Origin of the sequence: Desulfosudis oleivorans Hxd3 (assembly GCF_000018405.1) — a bacterium.
Taxonomy (GTDB): domain Bacteria; phylum Desulfobacterota; class Desulfobacteria; order Desulfobacterales; family Desulfosudaceae; genus Desulfosudis; species Desulfosudis oleivorans.
Genome location: NC_009943.1, coordinates 3,838,674 through 3,854,831 on the forward strand (window position 1 = coordinate 3,838,674; position 16,158 = coordinate 3,854,831).

A 16,158-nucleotide genomic window follows, 5' to 3' on the forward strand; every position below is an offset into this window, starting at 1 on the left:
CAAACTGCGGGCTTCCTTGTGCGGCGTACAACAGTACGCCTCCGCGTCAGCCCTTGTTTTCCTTGATCTTGCGAAAAAATTCTCATTTCTGGATTGGAAACACCACATGGTGTCATCCATGTTACATGGCTGGACACTATTTAAGCCGCGTCCCCGGCGGGGCCGGTTTATCGACCGTGGCCGTGATGCCGTTTTTACCGTCCACCGCGGCCAAAACCATGCCGTGGGATTCCACGCCCATCAGGACGGCGGGCTTGAGGTTGGCCACGATCACCACCTGCCTGCCCACCAGATCTTCCGGCGCGTAGGCTTCGGCAAGGCCCGCCACCACGGTGCGAATTTCGCCGATGTCCACGGTGAGCTTGAGGAGCTTGCGGGCCTTGGGAATTTTTTCCGCGGCCGTCACCGTGCCCACGCGCAGGTCCACCTTTGAAAAGGCGTCGATGTCGATCTCCGGCGCGAACGCGATGGCCGGTGGTGCGTCTTCGGGCGCACAGGCGTTGTCCGTTGATGGCGCCAGTTCCACCCGGGGAAAAAGAGAGGCCGGTTTTGCCACCACGGTGTCCGGCACAAGCCGTCCCCACTGCTTGAAGTCCTCCAGCCGGAACAGCTCCGAATCCGGGCCGTCAAGTCCCAGGTGGGCCATCATGGTTTTTCCGGTACCGGGCATCACCGGGTAGACCAGGCCGGCCACTATCCGCAGCCCTTCTAACAGGGTGTAGATCACCGCGGCCAGGGCATCGGCTTTGGCCGGGTCTTTGGCAAGGGTCCAGGGCGCCGAGTAGTCGATGAACCGGTTCATGGCGCTGATCAGGTCCCAGACCGCGGCCAGGGCCCGGTTCATGTGAAAGGTCGCCATCTGGGCCTCATACGCGGCCACGGTGGTCCGGGCCAGGGCGCCAATGTCGATGTCGCACGGCGGCAGGTTGGCGTCGTCTGCTGCCGGCACCCGGTTTTTAAAATACTTGGCCGTCATGGCCAGAACCCGGGAAAAAAGGTTGCCCAGGTCGTTGGCCAGGTCCGCGTTGATCCGCTGGACCAGGGCTTCTTCGGAGAACCCGGCATCCAGGCCAAAGGACATCTCCCGACAGAGAAAATAGCGAAAGGCGTCCGTGCCGTAGGTGTTTTTCATGTCCAGGGGGTTGACCACGTTGCCCAGGCTCTTGGACATCTTGCATGATTCGATCTGCCAGAACCCGTGCACGTTGAGATGGTTGTACAGGGGGATGCCGGCGGCCTTGAGCATGATGGGCCAGTAGATGCCGTGGGGCTTGATGATGTCCTTGGCCGTCAGGTGCTGAACCGCGGGCCAGAAGGTCATGTACCTGTCGTCGTCCGGGTACCCCAGGGCCGACACGTAGTTGAGCAGGGCGTCAAACCATACATAGGTCACATACCGGTCGTCAAAGGGAAGGGGAATGCCCCAGTCCAGCCGGGACGTGGGCCGGGAGATGCACAGGTCGTCTAAGGGCTCTTTTAAAAACGACAGAATCTCGGTACGGTAGCCTTCGGGCCGGATAAAATCGGGATTGTCGGTAATATGATCAATCAGCCACTGCTGGTACTTGCTCATCTTGAAAAAATAGTTGGCCTCCTGAATCCGCTCCGGCGGGGTGTCGTGGTCCGGGCACTTGCCGTTTACCAGCTCCCGCTCGGTGTAGAACCGTTCGCAGCCGAAACAGTAAAGCCCCTCGTATTCGCTGAAGTAGATGTCGCCGGCCTCATAAATGGCGGCCAGAACCCGGCTTACCACCTGTTTGTGATTCTCGTCGGTGGTGCGGATAAAGTGGCTGTAGCCGATGTCCAGTTCGGTCCAGAGATCCCTGAACAGGGCGGAAATGGTGTCGGCATAGGCCTTGGGCGATACGCCCCGGGCCGCGGCGGCCTTCATGATCTTGTCGCCGTGTTCATCGGTGCCGGTGAGAAAAAAGACCTTTTTGCCGGCCATGGCATGAAAACGGGCCGCCACGTCGGCCATGATGGTGGTATAGGCGTGACCCAGATGGGGCTTTGCGTTCACATAGTAGATCGGTGTGGTGATGTAAAAACAGTCGGGCATGGTTTTTCCCCTGTGAGGTTATTCTTCGGCTGCCTGTCCGTTTGATTCTTTTGTCGGTTCTCCGGCCGGTTTTTCAGCCGGTGGCAGAATGTCGGCCAGGGCCACATCCACCCGGGTGCCGTCATTTTTCTGCAGCACAATCCGGCCCCCTACCGGGTTGATCTCCACCACTTTTCCTTCTCCCACGGTGGTGTTCACGCGCCGCCCTGTTTCCGGCATACCTTTTTTGAGCTTGTTGTAGGATGCCTCTTCATAGGCCAGGCAGCACATAAGCCGGCCGCAAAGCCCGGATATCTTGGTGGGATTTAAGGAGAGCCCCTGGTTTTTGGCCATGCGGATCGATATGGGGTCGAACTTCTGCAGAAAACTGGCGCAGCAGATCTCCCGTCCGCACCGGCCGATGCCGCCGGTGATCTTGGCCTGGTTGCGAATGCCCACCTGGCGCATCTCGATCTTGATGCGGAACTCCTTGACCAGCCGCTTGACCAGCTCCCGAAAATCGACCCGGCCGTCGGCGGTGTAAAAAAAGGTCAGCTTCCGGGAGTCAAAGGTGCACTCCACGGAAAACAGGTTCATCTCCAGGTTCAGGGCGCTGATCTGCTCCTGGCAGAAATCAAATCCCTTTGCTTCAAGCGACCGGTTCTCCTCAAGTTGGGCAAAATCCTTTTCAACGGCCTTTCGATGGACCTTTTTGAGCGGCGTTTTAATCCGCTCCATGTTGGCCGTGGCCGGCAGGGAGCAGACCACGCCCATGCCGAACCCCTGTTCGGTCTCCACGATCACAGTGTCCCCGACCTCCAGCACAAAGGCGCCACAGTCGAACACGTAGGCCTTGCCGTCGGGTTTGAACTTTATTTCAACGGTTTTTCTCATAATCGGTTTGCCAGCTCCAGGGCCAGTTTTTCCGTGGCCAGTCGGGGGTTTAAATTGCGGTTCAGCGCCTTTTCCATTGCCACCACGGCGTCAATTTTTCGGCCCAGAGAGGCGATGCTCTCCTGCTCTGACAGGGCTGCCACAGCGTCGGTCATGTCAATGTTCATAATGCGGCCGGGCTGGTATTTCCATACCACCGCGTCATAAAGGCAGGTCTGTATCATGCCCAGCCACTGACCGATCTGGTCTTTGTTCTTCTGCAGCTTTTCCGCAAAGGCCAGCACCAGGGGCACCGGACGTGACGGCAGGGCCGCCAGTTCAGCGGCCAGCCATTGCCGCCACGCGCCCAGGGGCACGTCGGTCAGGGCCAGTGCCCTGGCCACGCTGCCGCCGGACATCAGGGCCGCCGACCGGGCCGCTTTTTCGTCCACGCCGTGGTGCTGCTGCAGAAAGGCTGCGATGCGATCGGCGGATACCGGGGCAAACCGGATGTGACGGCAACGGGAGACCACGGTGGGCAGCAGATCGGACGCGTGTTCGGCGGTCAGAAAAAAAAGGGTTTGCGGCGGCGGTTCTTCCAGGGACTTGAGCAGGGCGTTGGCGGCCTCAGGGTTCATGGCCCAGGCGTCGGAAATAATCACGGCCCGCATTTTTGCCTCGTGGGGCCGGAAGGCCACCTTTTCGATCAACTCCCGAATGCGGCCGATTTTGATGGCATTTCCTTCCGGCGCGATAGTGATCACGTCCGGATGGGTGCCTGCGGCAATGGCCCGGCAGATTCGGCAGGTACCACAAAAGGGAAGCCCGCTGTCGCCGGGAACGGGCACCGGCAGGGGCTTTTCCTGGACGGCGGCAAGGCAGTTGCACGCCATGGCAAAACCCATGGCGGCGCTGCGTTTTCCAATGCCGTCAATGCCGGTAAAGAGAAATGCGTGGGGAATATCGCCTCTGGCAAGAATGCCGGCAAGGGTCCGCAGGGGCTTTTCCTGATCCATCAGCGCATCAAGTCGCGGCACGTCCCTAGCCGTTGATCCGTTCTTTAAGCTCTTTTCCGCATTTGAAAAACGGAAGTTTCTTGGGAGCGATGGTGACTTTTTCGCCGGTTTTCGGGTTTCTGCCGGTGTAGCTCTTGTATTCCTTGACAAAAAAGCTGCACAGGCCCCGCACTTCGACCCGCTCACCCGTGGCCAGGGTGTCGGCCATGGTGTCAAAAAAGGTTTTGACGATCTTGGCGGCCTCGACCTTTGAAACGCCGGTCTTGTCTTTCAGGGCGGTGACCAGTTCCAGTTTGTTCATCTATCCTCCTTGAAAATATGAAACGACACGATGGTTTTCTGTTTATCATCCGGATTTTAAAAAACAGGAATGTTAAACCATATTAAAGCAGGGGAAGTCAAGAAATTATAGAGATTTTTATAAATACCGGCACTTTTCCGCAACGGCCACGCGCATCAGGGATACTGTTCAACATCGGCGCCGGAAATATCAGTGCCGAACTCGCCCAGGCCGTAAAGATTGATCATCACGGTGTAGGTGCGGTCTCCGGGTTCATCGGTGTAGTTCACGTCCACCGACCAGCAGGAGGCCCGGTAGACCACGCCGGTCTGGACCAGAATATCCGTGCCGCTGAAGATGTTGCGCTCATACTCGCCATAGAGCAGAAACGCCTCGTTTACCTCCAGGGCCGCCTTGCCGTAGACCGACTCGGACACTCCCTGCCGGTACCGGTAGCCCCCGGAAAATTTGTCCCCCCTGGCATCGCTTAAGGCAACCTCGCCGTTATAGGCCTGCCATTCGCCGGTGTAGGGGCACCACAGGCCGTCACCATCCAGCCGCACCGAGGTTGCGGGACGGGCGTCCAGCTCCACTGCCACCGGGGAGAAGGGCCGGCGCTGGTCCGGGCTTGCCCATTGGGCCGGATCGTCCTCTTTGGCTTCGTTGATGTCATAGCTCTGGGAGACCTTGAGCCGGACCACTTCTCTGTAGAGGGCGTCCCTTACCAGGGGCGGGGAAGCGGCTTCCGCTGTTTCCAGGGCGTCGGCAGCCGAAGGCGCCGCGCCCCGCCACTCCTTTACGGTCAGCAGGTTGGTGACCGACCAGGTGACGGTGTTCTGTTTTTCAATGACATCGGCCGCGTCGGTGAACCGGGGGTAGTCGTCCTGGTTTTTGTGCGGCACATATTCATATTCCAGCCGGGGCACAATGGTGTGGCAGGCCCGCTTCCCGGTTTCGGGATTTACGTCAAACACCCTGTACAGTTCGGAGGACAGGTCGGCCCGAAGGTCGAACAGTTCACGGGATTGGGTGTGGTCCGTGTCATTGGCCCCGGCATCCCGGTCCATGCGCCACACGGTCTCCCGAAAGCCCACCGACGGTTCAAATGAAAAAAAGTTTTTAAACCGGCCGGGCAGAGCAATTCGCGGGTGCATGTCGGCCCGGTGGCCCCGCAGGCTGTCTTCTGTGTAGCCGTACAGGTATTCGCTGTTTAATTCGTAAAAAAGAGGAGTTGCGCCGAGTTTCTGCTTATTGGCGTCAAATGAGACCACGGGCAGCCGCTGAACGGTGTCGTCTTCGTCGGCCCATCGCCGCTTGATCACGTCATCATCCCACCGCACCCCGGCGTTGAGGCTGTTCTGGGTCCAGTTTTTCTGAAGATTGAAGATACTGGTGCGCACCGGGTTGTCGGCGTCGTCCAGGTCCCGGCCAAAGACCTTTTCAAAATAGCGGTCCGCCGCGTCAAACCCGGTATATCCGCTTTCGAATTCCAGCAGGTAGTCCTGGTCGCTGACAAGGTCGATGTCCAGTTTGGCCGACAGGCCGGGCCCCAGGCCGTGGTCGTGTTTCATGCGCAGCCAGTACCGGTCGTTGTTGGGGCGAAGCCACCTGTCATGGGTGTATGCCCAGTCCTGCCCGGGATCGGTGTTGGCCTTGCGGTCCTCCAGAAAATCAAACATGAGCGTGGTCCGGGATGTTGCGTCCATCACCTGGCGGTACTCAAACCCCAGTTTTTCGCCCCTCCGGCCCATGTGATGGGCGTAAAAGGTCATGTCCGCGCTGTCGCTGATCACCCAGTAGAAGGGCTGCTCGATCTCTTCCCATTTTCTGTCCGAATAGCTGACCCGGGGCACCAGAAAACCGGTCTGTCGCTTGATTTTCACCGGGAAAAAGAGGTAGGGCGTGTACAGCACCGGCATGGACCGGGCCCACAGGGCCGCGTGGCGCAGGGAGCCGTAGCCCTCCACGGTGAGGCGAAGGTCTTGACCGGTGATCTGCCAGTCCGGGTTTCCCGGCTCACAGGAGGAGAAGCTCACCCGGTCGGCGGTGTAGGTGTCCGGCCCGGTTTTTTGAATGGTGTCGCCGATAATGTAAAAATGGCGGTCTCCCAGGAACACGGTGCCGTTGGAGATGGTGCCGGTTTCAGCGGCCATGTCCATCTCCATGTGGTCCCCGGAAAGCACATCCGGCCCGGCGGTCATGGTCACGTTACCGTCGGCAAAAAGGCGCTGGTTTTTCTGGTCAAACCAGATACTGTCCGCGACAATCCGCTTGCCCTCCTTGGTGATGGTCACCTTTCCCACCGCCAGGTAGAGATCGGCCTGCTTGTCATAGGTGATGGCCCCGGCGTCAATGCGCCAGGCGCTTTTCGGGTCCATGCGGAAAAGGTCGCCGGCCGTGTCCGCTGCCCAGGCCTCATGCCCGTACCCTGACAGGAGAGCGGCGGCAATCGCCCACCACAAAAAAAATTTCATGACGCCTGGCACGAAAAACCGTTGCCCTGCATCATGATTTTTTCTTTTTGGGTGGAAGATCAGCCTCTTTTGGCTGCCGGACCGTGGTGTCAATGGTTTCATATACCTGCTTGAAGGATTCGGGAAAGGTTGCCGGAGAGATTCTGCCGATTTCGATAAACTTTATCACCACTTCCTTGGCGGCCCGCAATACCTGCTCGTCTCGTGAGCTCATTGGCGCAAACTCCTTGTGTCGTGTCCGGTTTTTCACCCATACCTACTAAAATATGGAAGTTTATTCAATAACATTAGTGCTGCCATCAACAGGAACCTTATCAAAATCGGGATCGGGATCAATAGCCCTTATTATTCGGATAGCGATTTCGATGGGCAAAGGCTTCAGCCCACACTTCCACCGGCACAGCGATATTCCGTTGAAATCGGCGCACGGTTCCATTACATTACACTAAATATCTAATCTTTTTACATACCCTACAATTTTTGTGAGGTTCTGATGCATATTCCGGAAATCATCTACAGTGCGGCCGCCGGCGCCCTTGCCGGCATTTTTTTCACCTGGCTGGTCATGCGGGCCCGCCGGGCTGTGCTGGCCGACCGGCTGGCGAGTGCCACCACTGAAATTGAAACCACCAGAACCGAGCGGGATGCTTTGCGCGGCGAGCTGTCCGACCACTCGGCCCGGTTCGCCCGGCTTGAATCGGCCCTGGAGCAGGAGCGGGAAAAATCAAAAGAGATGGCCGCCTTTGCCCAGGCCGCCACGCAAACCCTGAAGGACACCTTCAAGGGGCTTTCCGCCGACACCCTGGCCCAGAGCAGCGAGCAGTTTCTGCACCTGGCCAAAAGCGCGTTTGAGTCCTTTCACGTCAAGGCGTCCGGTGATCTGGCCCAGCGGCAGAAGGCCGTGGAAGAGATTGTCCGGCCGGTAAAAGAGGCCCTGGACAAGGTCAACACCCAGGTGGCCGAGGTGGAAAAGAGCCGCAAGCAGGCCTACGGGTCGCTGACCGCCACGGTGGAGTCCCTGCTGCGCGGCCAGAAGGAGCTTTCCACGGAAACCGGCAACCTGGTCTCGGCCCTGCGCAAGCCCATGGTGCGGGGCCGGTGGGGCGAGATCCAGCTGCGCCGGGTGGTGGAGTTTGCCGGCATGCTGCCCCACTGCGACTTTGTGGAGCAGAGTTCGGTGAAGACCGAAACCGGCACCCTGCGGCCCGACATGCTGGTCCGCCTGCCCGGCGGCAAGCTGGTGGTGGTGGATTCAAAGGCCCCGCTGGAGGCCTATCTTTCGGCGGTCAGCGCCGAAGACGAGGCCACGCGCAAAAAATTCATGGCCGACCACACCCGGCACCTGCGCACCCATATTCAGCAACTGTCGGACAAGGCCTACTGGGAGCAGTTTGACCAGGCCCCGGATTTCGTGGTGCTGTTCCTGCCGGGCGAACCCTTTTTCAGCGCGGCCCTGGAGCAGGACGAAGGGCTCATTGAGTTCGCCGTGGCCCGCCGCATCATTCTGGCCTCCCCCACCACCCTGATCACCCTGCTTCAGGCGGTCTCCTACGGCTGGCAGCAGGAGCAGATCGCGGAAAACGCCCGCCACATTCAGGAGCTCGGGGCCGATCTGTACCGGCGGATTTCAAAGATGGCCGACCATTTCGGCACGGTGGGAAAATCCCTGGACAGGGCCGTCAAAAGTTACAACGATGCCGTGGGCTCCCTGGAGGCCCGGGTCCTGCCCGCGGCCCGCCGCTTTTCCGAGCTGGACACCAGCATCAAAAACGAGATTCCCAAGATCGAGCCGGTGAATGTGGTGTCAAGAGATATCTCCGCTCCGGAGCTGATTGAACCGCCGGAGGAGGAAGAGGAGACCTGACCGGTCGGGTTTTTCCTTTTATCGAAATCGGGATCGAAATCGGGATCGAAATCGATTGCGACACCGGAAGCGAGGCCCACTGCGTCATTGAGAGGAGTGGAAGCGACGAAGCAATCTTTGTCAAAATACGTAGCCATGAGGTCGCTTGCGTTCTGTTTGTAGTGACGCCGTAAGGCGTTTAAAAACCGGACAGCCCCGATGCCCTTACGGGCACACTACAAACGGGGAGTTTCGCCCGCACCGTGGGTCATTGCGAGGAGCGAAAGCGACGAAGCAATCTTGACCATTTAAAATCGATCTTTCTTAAAGTGTTTTTCAGTGTACTTTTCTTGGCGGCAAGAAAAGTACAATGGAAAGCAATGTAAAGGTGGAGAATCAATTTTATGCTGGATTACCCGGTCAAGCCGGGTAATGACGAACAGGAAAAGCCCGGCAGCGCATGAACTTCGATTACGAGCACGAGCACGTGCTCGAGGAAGATTGAGAGTAAGAGTAAGAGAAGGGATATCGAATATGCCCGGCCGAAAAACGCCTGACGGCGTCACTACAAACACAATGTAAATTACTGCTGTTGCAGGCGGGTGGAATCGATTTCGATACCGATAGCGATACCGATAGCGATTATAAGGGAGAGGTATTTGTGGTGACTCGACATATAGTTACGTATGGGAAAATGATAAAGTTTTCCCATACGATATTTGCTCTGCCCTTTGCTCTGTCTGCGGTGCTGCTGGCTTTGCGGGAGCATCCGGTCTCTTCGGCATGGCCGGTGTTGTGGATCGTGCTGGCCATGGTGGGAGCGCGGTCGGCGGCCATGGGATTCAACCGCATTGTGGATGCCCGGTTTGACGCCAAAAACCCGCGCACGGCGGGCCGGGAGATTCCAGCGGGAAAAATTTCGCTGCTGTCGGCCGGACTGTTTGTGGGGCTTTCCTCTGCGCTTTTTGTCTTTTCCGCGGCCATGTTGAATCCGCTGTGCTTTTATTTTTCATTTCCGGTGCTGGTGCTGCTGCTTTCCTATTCGTTTACCAAGCGGTTTACCATGTTCTGCCATCTCTACCTGGGGTTTGTGATCTCCCTGGCGCCCCTGGGGGCCTGGATGGCGGTCACCGGTGAATTTTCCTGGCGGATTGCCGTTCTGTCAGCTGCCCTGCTGACCTATATTGCGGGGTTTGACATCATCTACGCCTGCCAGGACACGACCTTTGACCGCGACACCGGGCTCTTTTCCATGCCGGCCCGGATCGGGGTGCGCGCCAGCCTGCATCTTTCTTCCCTGCTTCACGTTTTTTCCACTGCCGCTTTTGTGGCCCTGCTGTTTGTATTTGACCTGAACGTGATATATCTTATAACTGTTATCATGATCGCTACCCTGTATGTGATAGAGCATGTTGTGGCCCGGCCGGGAAAGCCCGAGGCGATTCAGATGGCCTTTTTCAATATCAACGGCGTTATTTCGATTTTGCTGTTTTGCGGCATTGCCGCGGACCTTATGGTGGAAAAATGGTTATGAAAAAAATCGTGGTGGGCATCAGCGGCGCGTCCGGCGCCATTTACGCGGTGCGACTGCTTGCGGCCCTGGCGGCGTGTCCGGTGCATGTTTATCTGATTGTCTCGGACACCGGGGCCGAGCTGTTGAAAATGGAGACCGGTATTGAGGCCCCCGGCCTTGAGGCGTGGCTTTCTCAAAACACCGCCTTTCACAAGGAGGCCCGGATTTCCGTGTGCGGCATTGGCGATTTTTACACGCCCCCGGCCAGCGGATCGTTTCTCCATGACGGCATGGTGATCGTGCCCTGCTCCATGAAGAGCGTGGCGGCCGTGGCCTCGGGCATGGCCGACAACCTGATGCTGCGGTGCGCCGATGTCTGCCTGAAGGAGCGGCGCAGGCTGATTCTGGTGCCCCGGGAGACTCCTTTGAGCCTGGTGCATCTTGAAAACATGGCGGCCGTGACCCGGGCCGGGGCTGTTGTGCTGCCGGCCATGCCCTCGTTTTATTTCAAGCCCAAGACCATTGAGGCCCTGGCCGACACGGTGTGCGCCCGCATCCTGGACCAGCTGGGCATCGCGCATACGCTGGTCCCGCGCTGGGGAGAAGACCATGTTTAACTGCCTGCAGGAGTTTATCACGGCCCTGGACAGGGCCGGCGAGTTGATGCGCGTCAAGCAGGAGGTGTCGCCGCATCTTGAGATCAGCCGGCTCACCGATGAACAGTCCAAAAGTCCGGGCGGGGGCAAGGCCCTTTTTTTTGAAAAGGTAAAGGGCAGCCGGTTTCCCGTGGCCACCAATATTTTCGGCTCCTATCGCCGCATTCACATGGCCCTGGGCGTAAAAAATCTGGACGAGCTGGGCGACCGGGTGCGCCAGTACACCGAGATGGACCCGCCCAAAAGCCTGCGCCAGGCCGCCAGTCTGGTGCCCCGTGCTTTGCAGTTGGCCAGCTTCTTTCCCCGGTCCTGGGGATCGCGCACCCCGCCCTGCCAGGAGGTGGTGCACACCGGCGACGATGTGGACCTTTCGAAAATCCCCGTTCTTCAGTGCTGGCCCAAGGATGGCGGCCCGTTTATCACCCTGCCCGTGGTCTTTACGCAAAGCCTTGTCACGGGCCGGCGCAATGTGGGCATGTACCGGTTGCAGGTGTTTGACAGAAACACCACGGGCATGCACTGGCACATTCACAAGGACGGCTCCCACTACTTCAACGAATATGTGGCCGCCGGCAAGCCCATGCCCGTGGCCGTGGCCATCGGCACGGACCCGGCCACCACCTATGCCGCCACGGCCCCGCTGCCCCGGGGCATCGACGAGATGATCCTGGCCGGGTTTATCCGCAAGCAGCCGGTGAAAATGGCAAAATGCGTCACCGTGGACCTGGAGGTGCCGGCTTTGGCCGAGTTTGTGCTTGAAGGGTACGTAAACCCCGGCGAAACCCGGATCGAGGGGCCCTTCGGCGACCACACCGGCTACTACTCCCTGGCCGATCACTACCCGGTGTTTCACGTCACCGCGATTACCCATCGCAAAAATCCGGTCTACAGCGCTACCCTGGTGGGACCGCCGCCCATGGAGGACTGTTACCTGGCCAAGGCCACGGAACGGCTTTTTTTGCCCATGCTTCAGGCGGTGATGCCGGAAATCCTCGATTACTGGCTGCCCTGGGAGGGCGTGTTTCACAACATTGTCATTGTTTCCATTGACAAGGAGTTCCCCGGCCATGCCTACAAGCTGATCAACGGGTTGTGGGGCCAGGGCCAGATGAGCTTCTGCAAGGCCATCGTGGTGGTGGACAAAAATGTCAACCCCCAGGACGGCGCGGCCGTGGCAAAGCGGCTGCTGACCCACCTGGACATTGACACCGATATCGTGGTGACAAAGGGCGTACTGGACGTGCTGGACCACTCAGCCCCGGACGCCCTGTTCGGCGGCAAGATCGGCATCGACCTGTGCGACCGGTTTACCGGCGAGCCGGACCGGAAAAGCAAAGGCCCGGCCCCGCCGCTGCCCCTGGACATGGAGGCCCTTCTCAGGTCCGGCCTGCCGGAATGCATTGCCTGCCGGGATCCGTTTGACGGGCTGCCGGGGCTAAAAGACGCGGTGGTCAACCGCATTGTGGTGCTGCAAATCGATAAACAGCGCCCAGCGGACCAGATGGCCGAAACCCTGTTTGAAATTCAACAACTTGACATGGTTAGGGTGTTTGTATTATTTGATAGGTCAGTCGACATCCTAAACAACGGCCTGATGCTGTGGAAGGTGTTCAATAATGTGTCCCCGGACCGGGACATGGTGATAAAAAAAGGCAGAATGGTCATTGACGCATGCAGAAAAGGGCCGGTCGACGGCCACACGCGGGAGTGGCCGGATGAATTAACATTTGATATTTAAAGTGGTTGCTGGTAGTTTATCAAAAGGTTTCAAGTTTCGGCGAACGGATTTTTGTCAATATACGGACGAGTGACATGACGCAACCTGTGCAAAAAGTCTTTATGAACAAGGACAACAAGGCCAACTTTACCTGTCCTGTCTGTAACAAGGCCCGGCTGATGGATGTGTCCCAGTACAAGGACATCGACAAGGCCGTCAAGGTCAAGGTGAAATGTCCCTGCGGCCATGTTTACAGCGTGCTTCTGGAGCGGCGCCGGCACGTGCGAAAGCCGGTGAGCCTGATCGGTTCCTATACCGCCGATGAAAAGGGCATGGACATCAAGGGCAGAATGACAGTGGTGGACATCTCCCGCACCGGCCTGCGGTTCAAGATGCACATGCAGCACTATTTTGAAGAAGACGACCAGCTCAACATTGAGTTTCACTTAGACGACCAGGAGCAGACCCTGGTCAAACGCAAGGTCATCGTGCGCAGCGTACACGGCCTTTACGTTGGCGTGCGGTTTGCCTCGGACCAGCACTACGACAAGCTGGGGACCTACCTGCTCTACCAGGTGGGATAGTTCTGCCGAGGCAATGTCATTACCCGGCTTGACCGGGTAATCCAGAATGAAATTGACCTCAATCTACCTTTTCCTTCTCTCCCAATCGGGATCGCTATCGGGATCGAAATCGAAATTCAAAAAGCGGCAAATCATATCGAACCCGATCCCGATCCCGGTCCCGATAGCGATTTCGATAAAAGGCGGCACAACAAAAACCCCCGTTGCTTCTTGCAGGGTTTTTTTTGTTACCGTCTTACCAGCATGGGGCCATATCCCGCGTCCTTGAGGCGGGAGAGCAGCGGGGATGCCGCTTCGCGGTTTTCAAAGGCGCCGCACCGAATGCGGTGCCAGACAATACCGCCGGCCAGTTCAGCCTGTGTGATGTAGGCGTCAAATCCCTTTTTTTTCAGCGTTTCGATCAGGTCCCGGGCGGCTTCGGCATCTTTTACCGCAGCCACCTGAATGGTGAATATTTTGCTGTCTGTGTCGGCTGGAACCGGTTTTTCAGAAGAGGGAGCCTTTTTGGCTTCAGGGGGAGCGGCTGTGGGAGCCGGCACAGGAGGGGACGACGGCTTGACCGTAGCCGGTGCCAGGACGGCGGGGCCTTCCGGGGGCCGGGGGTCGTCTGTTTTCAGGGCCTCGTGAAAATCGAGGCGGACCTGGGCCTCGGCTGCTTTCTGTGCCAAGGTGTTTTCCCGAGCCTGAGCCAGCTCTTTTTTTAACGGTGAACCGACGCCCGGCACCGGTACCCATCCCCGGCCCACCAGCAGGCCCAAAACGAAAAACCAGAGGCACACCACCAGCAGCAGGCCGGTCCAGCCGAAAAGTTCACCGCCGGACATCTCAATGGAGAACCGCTTTCTGCCGGATGTGCGTTTTTTCCTGTTTAAGGCCATATCCCCGCATCGTCAGCGATTTGTGTTTTTGCACCGCAAAGACGCAAAAAGCGTAAAGCATTATGTTTCTCTTTGCGTCCTCTGCGTCTTTGCGGTGAATTATATTTGGCGGCTTCCCCAATTTGTGGTGCAACATTATATGAAACAGCGGGCTACATGGATTCCGGAGCCGACACCCCCAGCAGGGCCAGTCCGTTTTTGATGACCTGCTTGACGGCGCACACCAGGTAGAGCCGGGCCATGGTCAGGCCGTCGTCTTCCGTGAGTACCTTGTGCCGGCTGTAATATCCGTGAAACCCGGCGGCCAGGTCAAGCAGGTAGAAGGTGATGCGGTGGGGCTCCAGGAACCGGGCCGCGTGGCTGACCGCTTCCGGGTACCGGGCCAGCAGCTTGACCAGGTCGATCTCCTCGGGTTCCGCCAGGCGTCGCAGGGTTTTGTCGTCAACGGCGGTGACGCGGCCAATGCCCTTTTCTTCAGCGGCCTTTTTCAGCATGCTGGCGATGCGGGCATGCACGTACTGCACATAATACACCGGGTTGTCGTTGCTTTTTTTCTTGGCCAGCTCCAGGTCAAAGTCCAGGGGGCTGTCGTAGTGGCGGGAAAGAAAGATGAACCGGGCCGCGTCGGCGCCCACCTCGTTTGTCACCTCCTTTAAGGTGACAAACTCGCCGGACCGGGTGGACATGGACACGGGCTGCCCCTCCCGCAACAGGGCCACCAGCTGGACCAGGATCACATCCAGATCGTCCTGGCTTCTGCCCACGGCGCCGATGGCGGCCTTTACCCGGGGAATATAGCCGTGGTGGTCCGCGCCCCATACATCAATGACCCGGTTAAATCCCCGGTCAAACTTGTTCTTGTGATAGGCGATGTCTGACGCGAAATAGGTCGCCTCGCCGTTGTTGCGCACCACTACCCGGTCTTTTTCGTCTCCGAACCGGGAGGTGGCAAACCACAGGGCTCCTTCGGATTCATAGACCACGCCCGTTTCTTTGAGCCGGGCCAGGGTGGTTTCCACGGCCCCTGTTTCCACCAGGGATTTTTCCGAAAACCACTGATCAAAGGTGATGGAAAAATCGGCAAGATCCCGGCGAATCCCGTCCAGAATCTGGTCGGCGGCCACCCGGGCGCAGAAGGCCACGGCTTCGGCCGATTCCATTTTTTCTAAGGCCTGGCGGTGTTCGGCGTCGATCTGCCGGGCAATGGAGCGGATATAGTCGCCCTGGTAGCAGTCTTCCGGAAAATCAACCGCCTGGCCGGAAAGTTCGCGCCACCGCAGCAGCACAGACCGGCCCAGTGTCAGAATTTGGTTGCCCGCGTCATTGACGTAGTATTCCCGGTGCACTTGCCAGCCGCAGAACGCCAGAATGCGGGCCACGCTGTCGCCCACGGCGGCGCCCCGGCCATGGCCCACGTGCAGGGGGCCGGTGGGATTGGCGCTGACAAACTCCACCTGGACGCGTTTCCCGCCACCCAGGTCGCAGGCCCCGAACCGCTCCTGGTCCTCGTGAATCCGGTGCAGCACCGGCAGCCAGGCTTCCGGGCAAATAAAAAAATTGATAAACCCCGGCCCGGCGATCTCGGTCTTGAGCAAAATCCCGGCGGAATCGGCCAAGTGGGCCACGATGGCCTCGGCGATTTTACGGGGCGCCATTTTCTGGGTGGATGCCGACACCATGGCCAGGTTGGTGGCAAAATCACCGTGATCCCTGAACCGGGGTGCTTCCAGCTCAATGTCGGGAAAACGGGAGGCGGTCAGCGCGCCTTTTTCAAAGGCGGCCGTGGCCGCGGCCCGAATCATGGCCTGCAAGGTCTCTTTCATCTGTTTTGTCTTTTGTAAGGGCCGCCGGTCTACGACAGATCTTCCTCTTCTTCCTCGTCACTTTCGTCTTCAAAGGGGATCTCGTCGTCCTCCAGAAGCTCGTCGATGTCTTCGTCATCGTCCAGCTCGTCGTCGACAAAATCCGCCTCCTGGTCTTTCATGACGGTCATGTCATCCACCAGCACTTCCACGGACTCCTTACCGGCATCCTTCAGCATCTCCATCACGCCCTGGGCCAGTTTTTCGGCCAGAAACGCCGGGGGGAAAAAATCCGCGGTCCGCAACCGGGTGATCAGCTCGCCAAGGCCGGCCTGGGCGGCCTTTTTCAGGTCGGACACCTTGAACACGTGCTCGCCGACCAGAGAGGTTTCGTTTTTCTCCAACTCGGCAAACTCCCGAATCAGCAGGTCGGTTTTTGCCTCTCCACGGGCGACTAAAAATTGCTGTTTCATCTCTGCATCTC

14 protein-coding genes are annotated in these 16,158 nt (G+C 58.4%); 5 read left to right on the forward strand and 9 right to left on the reverse strand.

Going from position 1 to position 16,158, the window contains the following annotated elements; all coding sequences use genetic code 11:
- Window positions 1-136: 136 nt before the first annotated feature.
- The 6 genes from metG to DOLE_RS16505 all read right to left on the reverse strand — a co-directional run bounded on the left by metG (window position 137) and on the right by DOLE_RS16505 (window position 6,895).
- On the reverse strand, window positions 137-2,059 hold the full coding sequence (gene metG / locus DOLE_RS16480) for a methionine--tRNA ligase (RefSeq protein WP_012176617.1): 1,923 nt from the start codon (window positions 2,057-2,059) through the stop codon (window positions 137-139).
- Window positions 2,060-2,077: 18 nt separating this feature from the next.
- Entirely contained in the window at window positions 2,078-2,932 is an 855-nt protein-coding gene (locus DOLE_RS16485; protein ID WP_012176618.1) for a PSP1 domain-containing protein, read from the reverse strand.
- Window positions 2,929-3,948 carry a DNA polymerase III subunit delta' gene (gene holB, locus DOLE_RS16490; protein ID WP_153304471.1) on the reverse strand — a complete coding sequence of 340 codons (1,020 nt, stop codon included), beginning with the start codon at window positions 3,946-3,948 and terminating at the stop codon, window positions 2,929-2,931. Before holB ends, DOLE_RS16485 begins: the two co-directional genes overlap by 4 nt.
- 4 nt (window positions 3,949-3,952) lie before the next feature.
- Window positions 3,953-4,228 (reverse strand): HU family DNA-binding protein, encoded by a 276-nt coding sequence (locus DOLE_RS16495; protein ID WP_012176620.1) that lies wholly within the window; start codon window positions 4,226-4,228, stop codon window positions 3,953-3,955.
- Between the two features lie 155 nt (window positions 4,229-4,383).
- Window positions 4,384-6,681, reverse strand: a complete 2,298-nt coding sequence (locus tag DOLE_RS16500; protein WP_041280664.1) for an LPS-assembly protein LptD — start codon at window positions 6,679-6,681, stop codon at window positions 4,384-4,386.
- Between the two features lie 31 nt (window positions 6,682-6,712).
- Window positions 6,713-6,895 (reverse strand): hypothetical protein, encoded by a 183-nt coding sequence (locus DOLE_RS16505; protein ID WP_041280665.1) that lies wholly within the window; start codon window positions 6,893-6,895, stop codon window positions 6,713-6,715.
- Window positions 6,896-7,174: 279 nt separating this feature from the next.
- Here DOLE_RS16505 and DOLE_RS16510 point away from each other — a divergent pair, with 279 nt between their 5' ends.
- From DOLE_RS16510 to DOLE_RS16530, 5 genes are all read left to right on the forward strand, one after another.
- Window positions 7,175-8,545, forward strand: coding sequence for a DNA recombination protein RmuC (locus tag DOLE_RS16510; RefSeq protein WP_012176622.1), 1,371 nt, complete (start codon window positions 7,175-7,177; stop codon window positions 8,543-8,545).
- A 643-nt stretch (window positions 8,546-9,188) separates the two neighbouring features.
- Entirely contained in the window at window positions 9,189-10,058 is an 870-nt protein-coding gene (locus tag DOLE_RS16515; protein ID WP_269719168.1) for a UbiA-like polyprenyltransferase, read from the forward strand.
- A complete protein-coding gene (locus DOLE_RS16520; RefSeq protein WP_041280666.1) occupies window positions 10,049-10,654 on the forward strand; it encodes a UbiX family flavin prenyltransferase in 606 nt (201 codons plus the stop codon). The genes DOLE_RS16515 and DOLE_RS16520 overlap by 10 nt, the downstream gene beginning before the upstream one ends.
- Complete coding sequence (locus DOLE_RS16525; RefSeq protein ID WP_012176625.1) at window positions 10,647-12,431, forward strand: menaquinone biosynthesis decarboxylase; 1,785 nt, start codon at window positions 10,647-10,649, stop codon at window positions 12,429-12,431. The genes DOLE_RS16520 and DOLE_RS16525 overlap by 8 nt, the downstream gene beginning before the upstream one ends.
- A 74-nt stretch (window positions 12,432-12,505) precedes the next feature.
- Window positions 12,506-12,994 carry a PilZ domain-containing protein gene (locus DOLE_RS16530; RefSeq protein WP_012176626.1) on the forward strand — a complete coding sequence of 163 codons (489 nt, stop codon included), beginning with the start codon at window positions 12,506-12,508 and terminating at the stop codon, window positions 12,992-12,994.
- 227 nt (window positions 12,995-13,221) lie between these two features.
- Here DOLE_RS16530 and DOLE_RS16535 read toward each other — a convergent pair whose 3' ends face one another.
- The 3 genes from DOLE_RS16535 to DOLE_RS18350 form a co-directional block, all read right to left on the reverse strand.
- Entirely contained in the window at window positions 13,222-13,872 is a 651-nt protein-coding gene (locus DOLE_RS16535) for an SPOR domain-containing protein (protein WP_012176627.1), read from the reverse strand.
- Window positions 13,873-14,024: 152 nt separating this feature from the next.
- The gene (gene argS, locus DOLE_RS16540; protein WP_012176628.1) at window positions 14,025-15,695 is read right to left on the reverse strand and encodes an arginine--tRNA ligase; all 1,671 of its coding nucleotides are present in this window, start codon (window positions 15,693-15,695) and stop codon (window positions 14,025-14,027) included.
- Window positions 15,696-15,724: 29 nt separating this feature from the next.
- On the reverse strand, window positions 15,725-16,147 hold the full coding sequence (locus DOLE_RS18350; RefSeq protein WP_012176629.1) for a hypothetical protein: 423 nt from the start codon (window positions 16,145-16,147) through the stop codon (window positions 15,725-15,727).
- Window positions 16,148-16,158 lie beyond the last annotated feature (11 nt).

What these genes read in the sequence shown, in the direction of transcription:
- metG (WP_012176617.1), bottom strand. Translation starts at nt 2,059, where the DNA reads ATGCCCGACTGTTTTTACATCACCACACCGATCTACTATGTGAACGCA.
- DOLE_RS16485 (WP_012176618.1), bottom strand. Translation starts at nt 2,932, where the DNA reads ATGAGAAAAACCGTTGAAATAAAGTTCAAACCCGACGGCAAGGCCTAC.
- DOLE_RS16495 (WP_012176620.1), bottom strand. Translation starts at nt 4,228, where the DNA reads ATGAACAAACTGGAACTGGTCACCGCCCTGAAAGACAAGACCGGCGTT.
- DOLE_RS16500 (WP_041280664.1), bottom strand. Translation starts at nt 6,681, where the DNA reads ATGAAATTTTTTTTGTGGTGGGCGATTGCCGCCGCTCTCCTGTCAGGG.
- DOLE_RS16505 (WP_041280665.1), bottom strand. Translation starts at nt 6,895, where the DNA reads ATGAGCTCACGAGACGAGCAGGTATTGCGGGCCGCCAAGGAAGTGGTG.
- DOLE_RS16510 (WP_012176622.1), top strand. Translation starts at nt 7,175, where the DNA reads ATGCATATTCCGGAAATCATCTACAGTGCGGCCGCCGGCGCCCTTGCC.
- DOLE_RS16520 (WP_041280666.1), top strand. Translation starts at nt 10,049, where the DNA reads ATGGTTATGAAAAAAATCGTGGTGGGCATCAGCGGCGCGTCCGGCGCC.
- DOLE_RS16525 (WP_012176625.1), top strand. Translation starts at nt 10,647, where the DNA reads ATGTTTAACTGCCTGCAGGAGTTTATCACGGCCCTGGACAGGGCCGGC.
- DOLE_RS16530 (WP_012176626.1), top strand. Translation starts at nt 12,506, where the DNA reads ATGACGCAACCTGTGCAAAAAGTCTTTATGAACAAGGACAACAAGGCC.
- DOLE_RS16535 (WP_012176627.1), bottom strand. Translation starts at nt 13,872, where the DNA reads ATGGCCTTAAACAGGAAAAAACGCACATCCGGCAGAAAGCGGTTCTCC.
- argS (WP_012176628.1), bottom strand. Translation starts at nt 15,695, where the DNA reads ATGAAAGAGACCTTGCAGGCCATGATTCGGGCCGCGGCCACGGCCGCC.
- DOLE_RS18350 (WP_012176629.1), bottom strand. Translation starts at nt 16,147, where the DNA reads ATGAAACAGCAATTTTTAGTCGCCCGTGGAGAGGCAAAAACCGACCTG.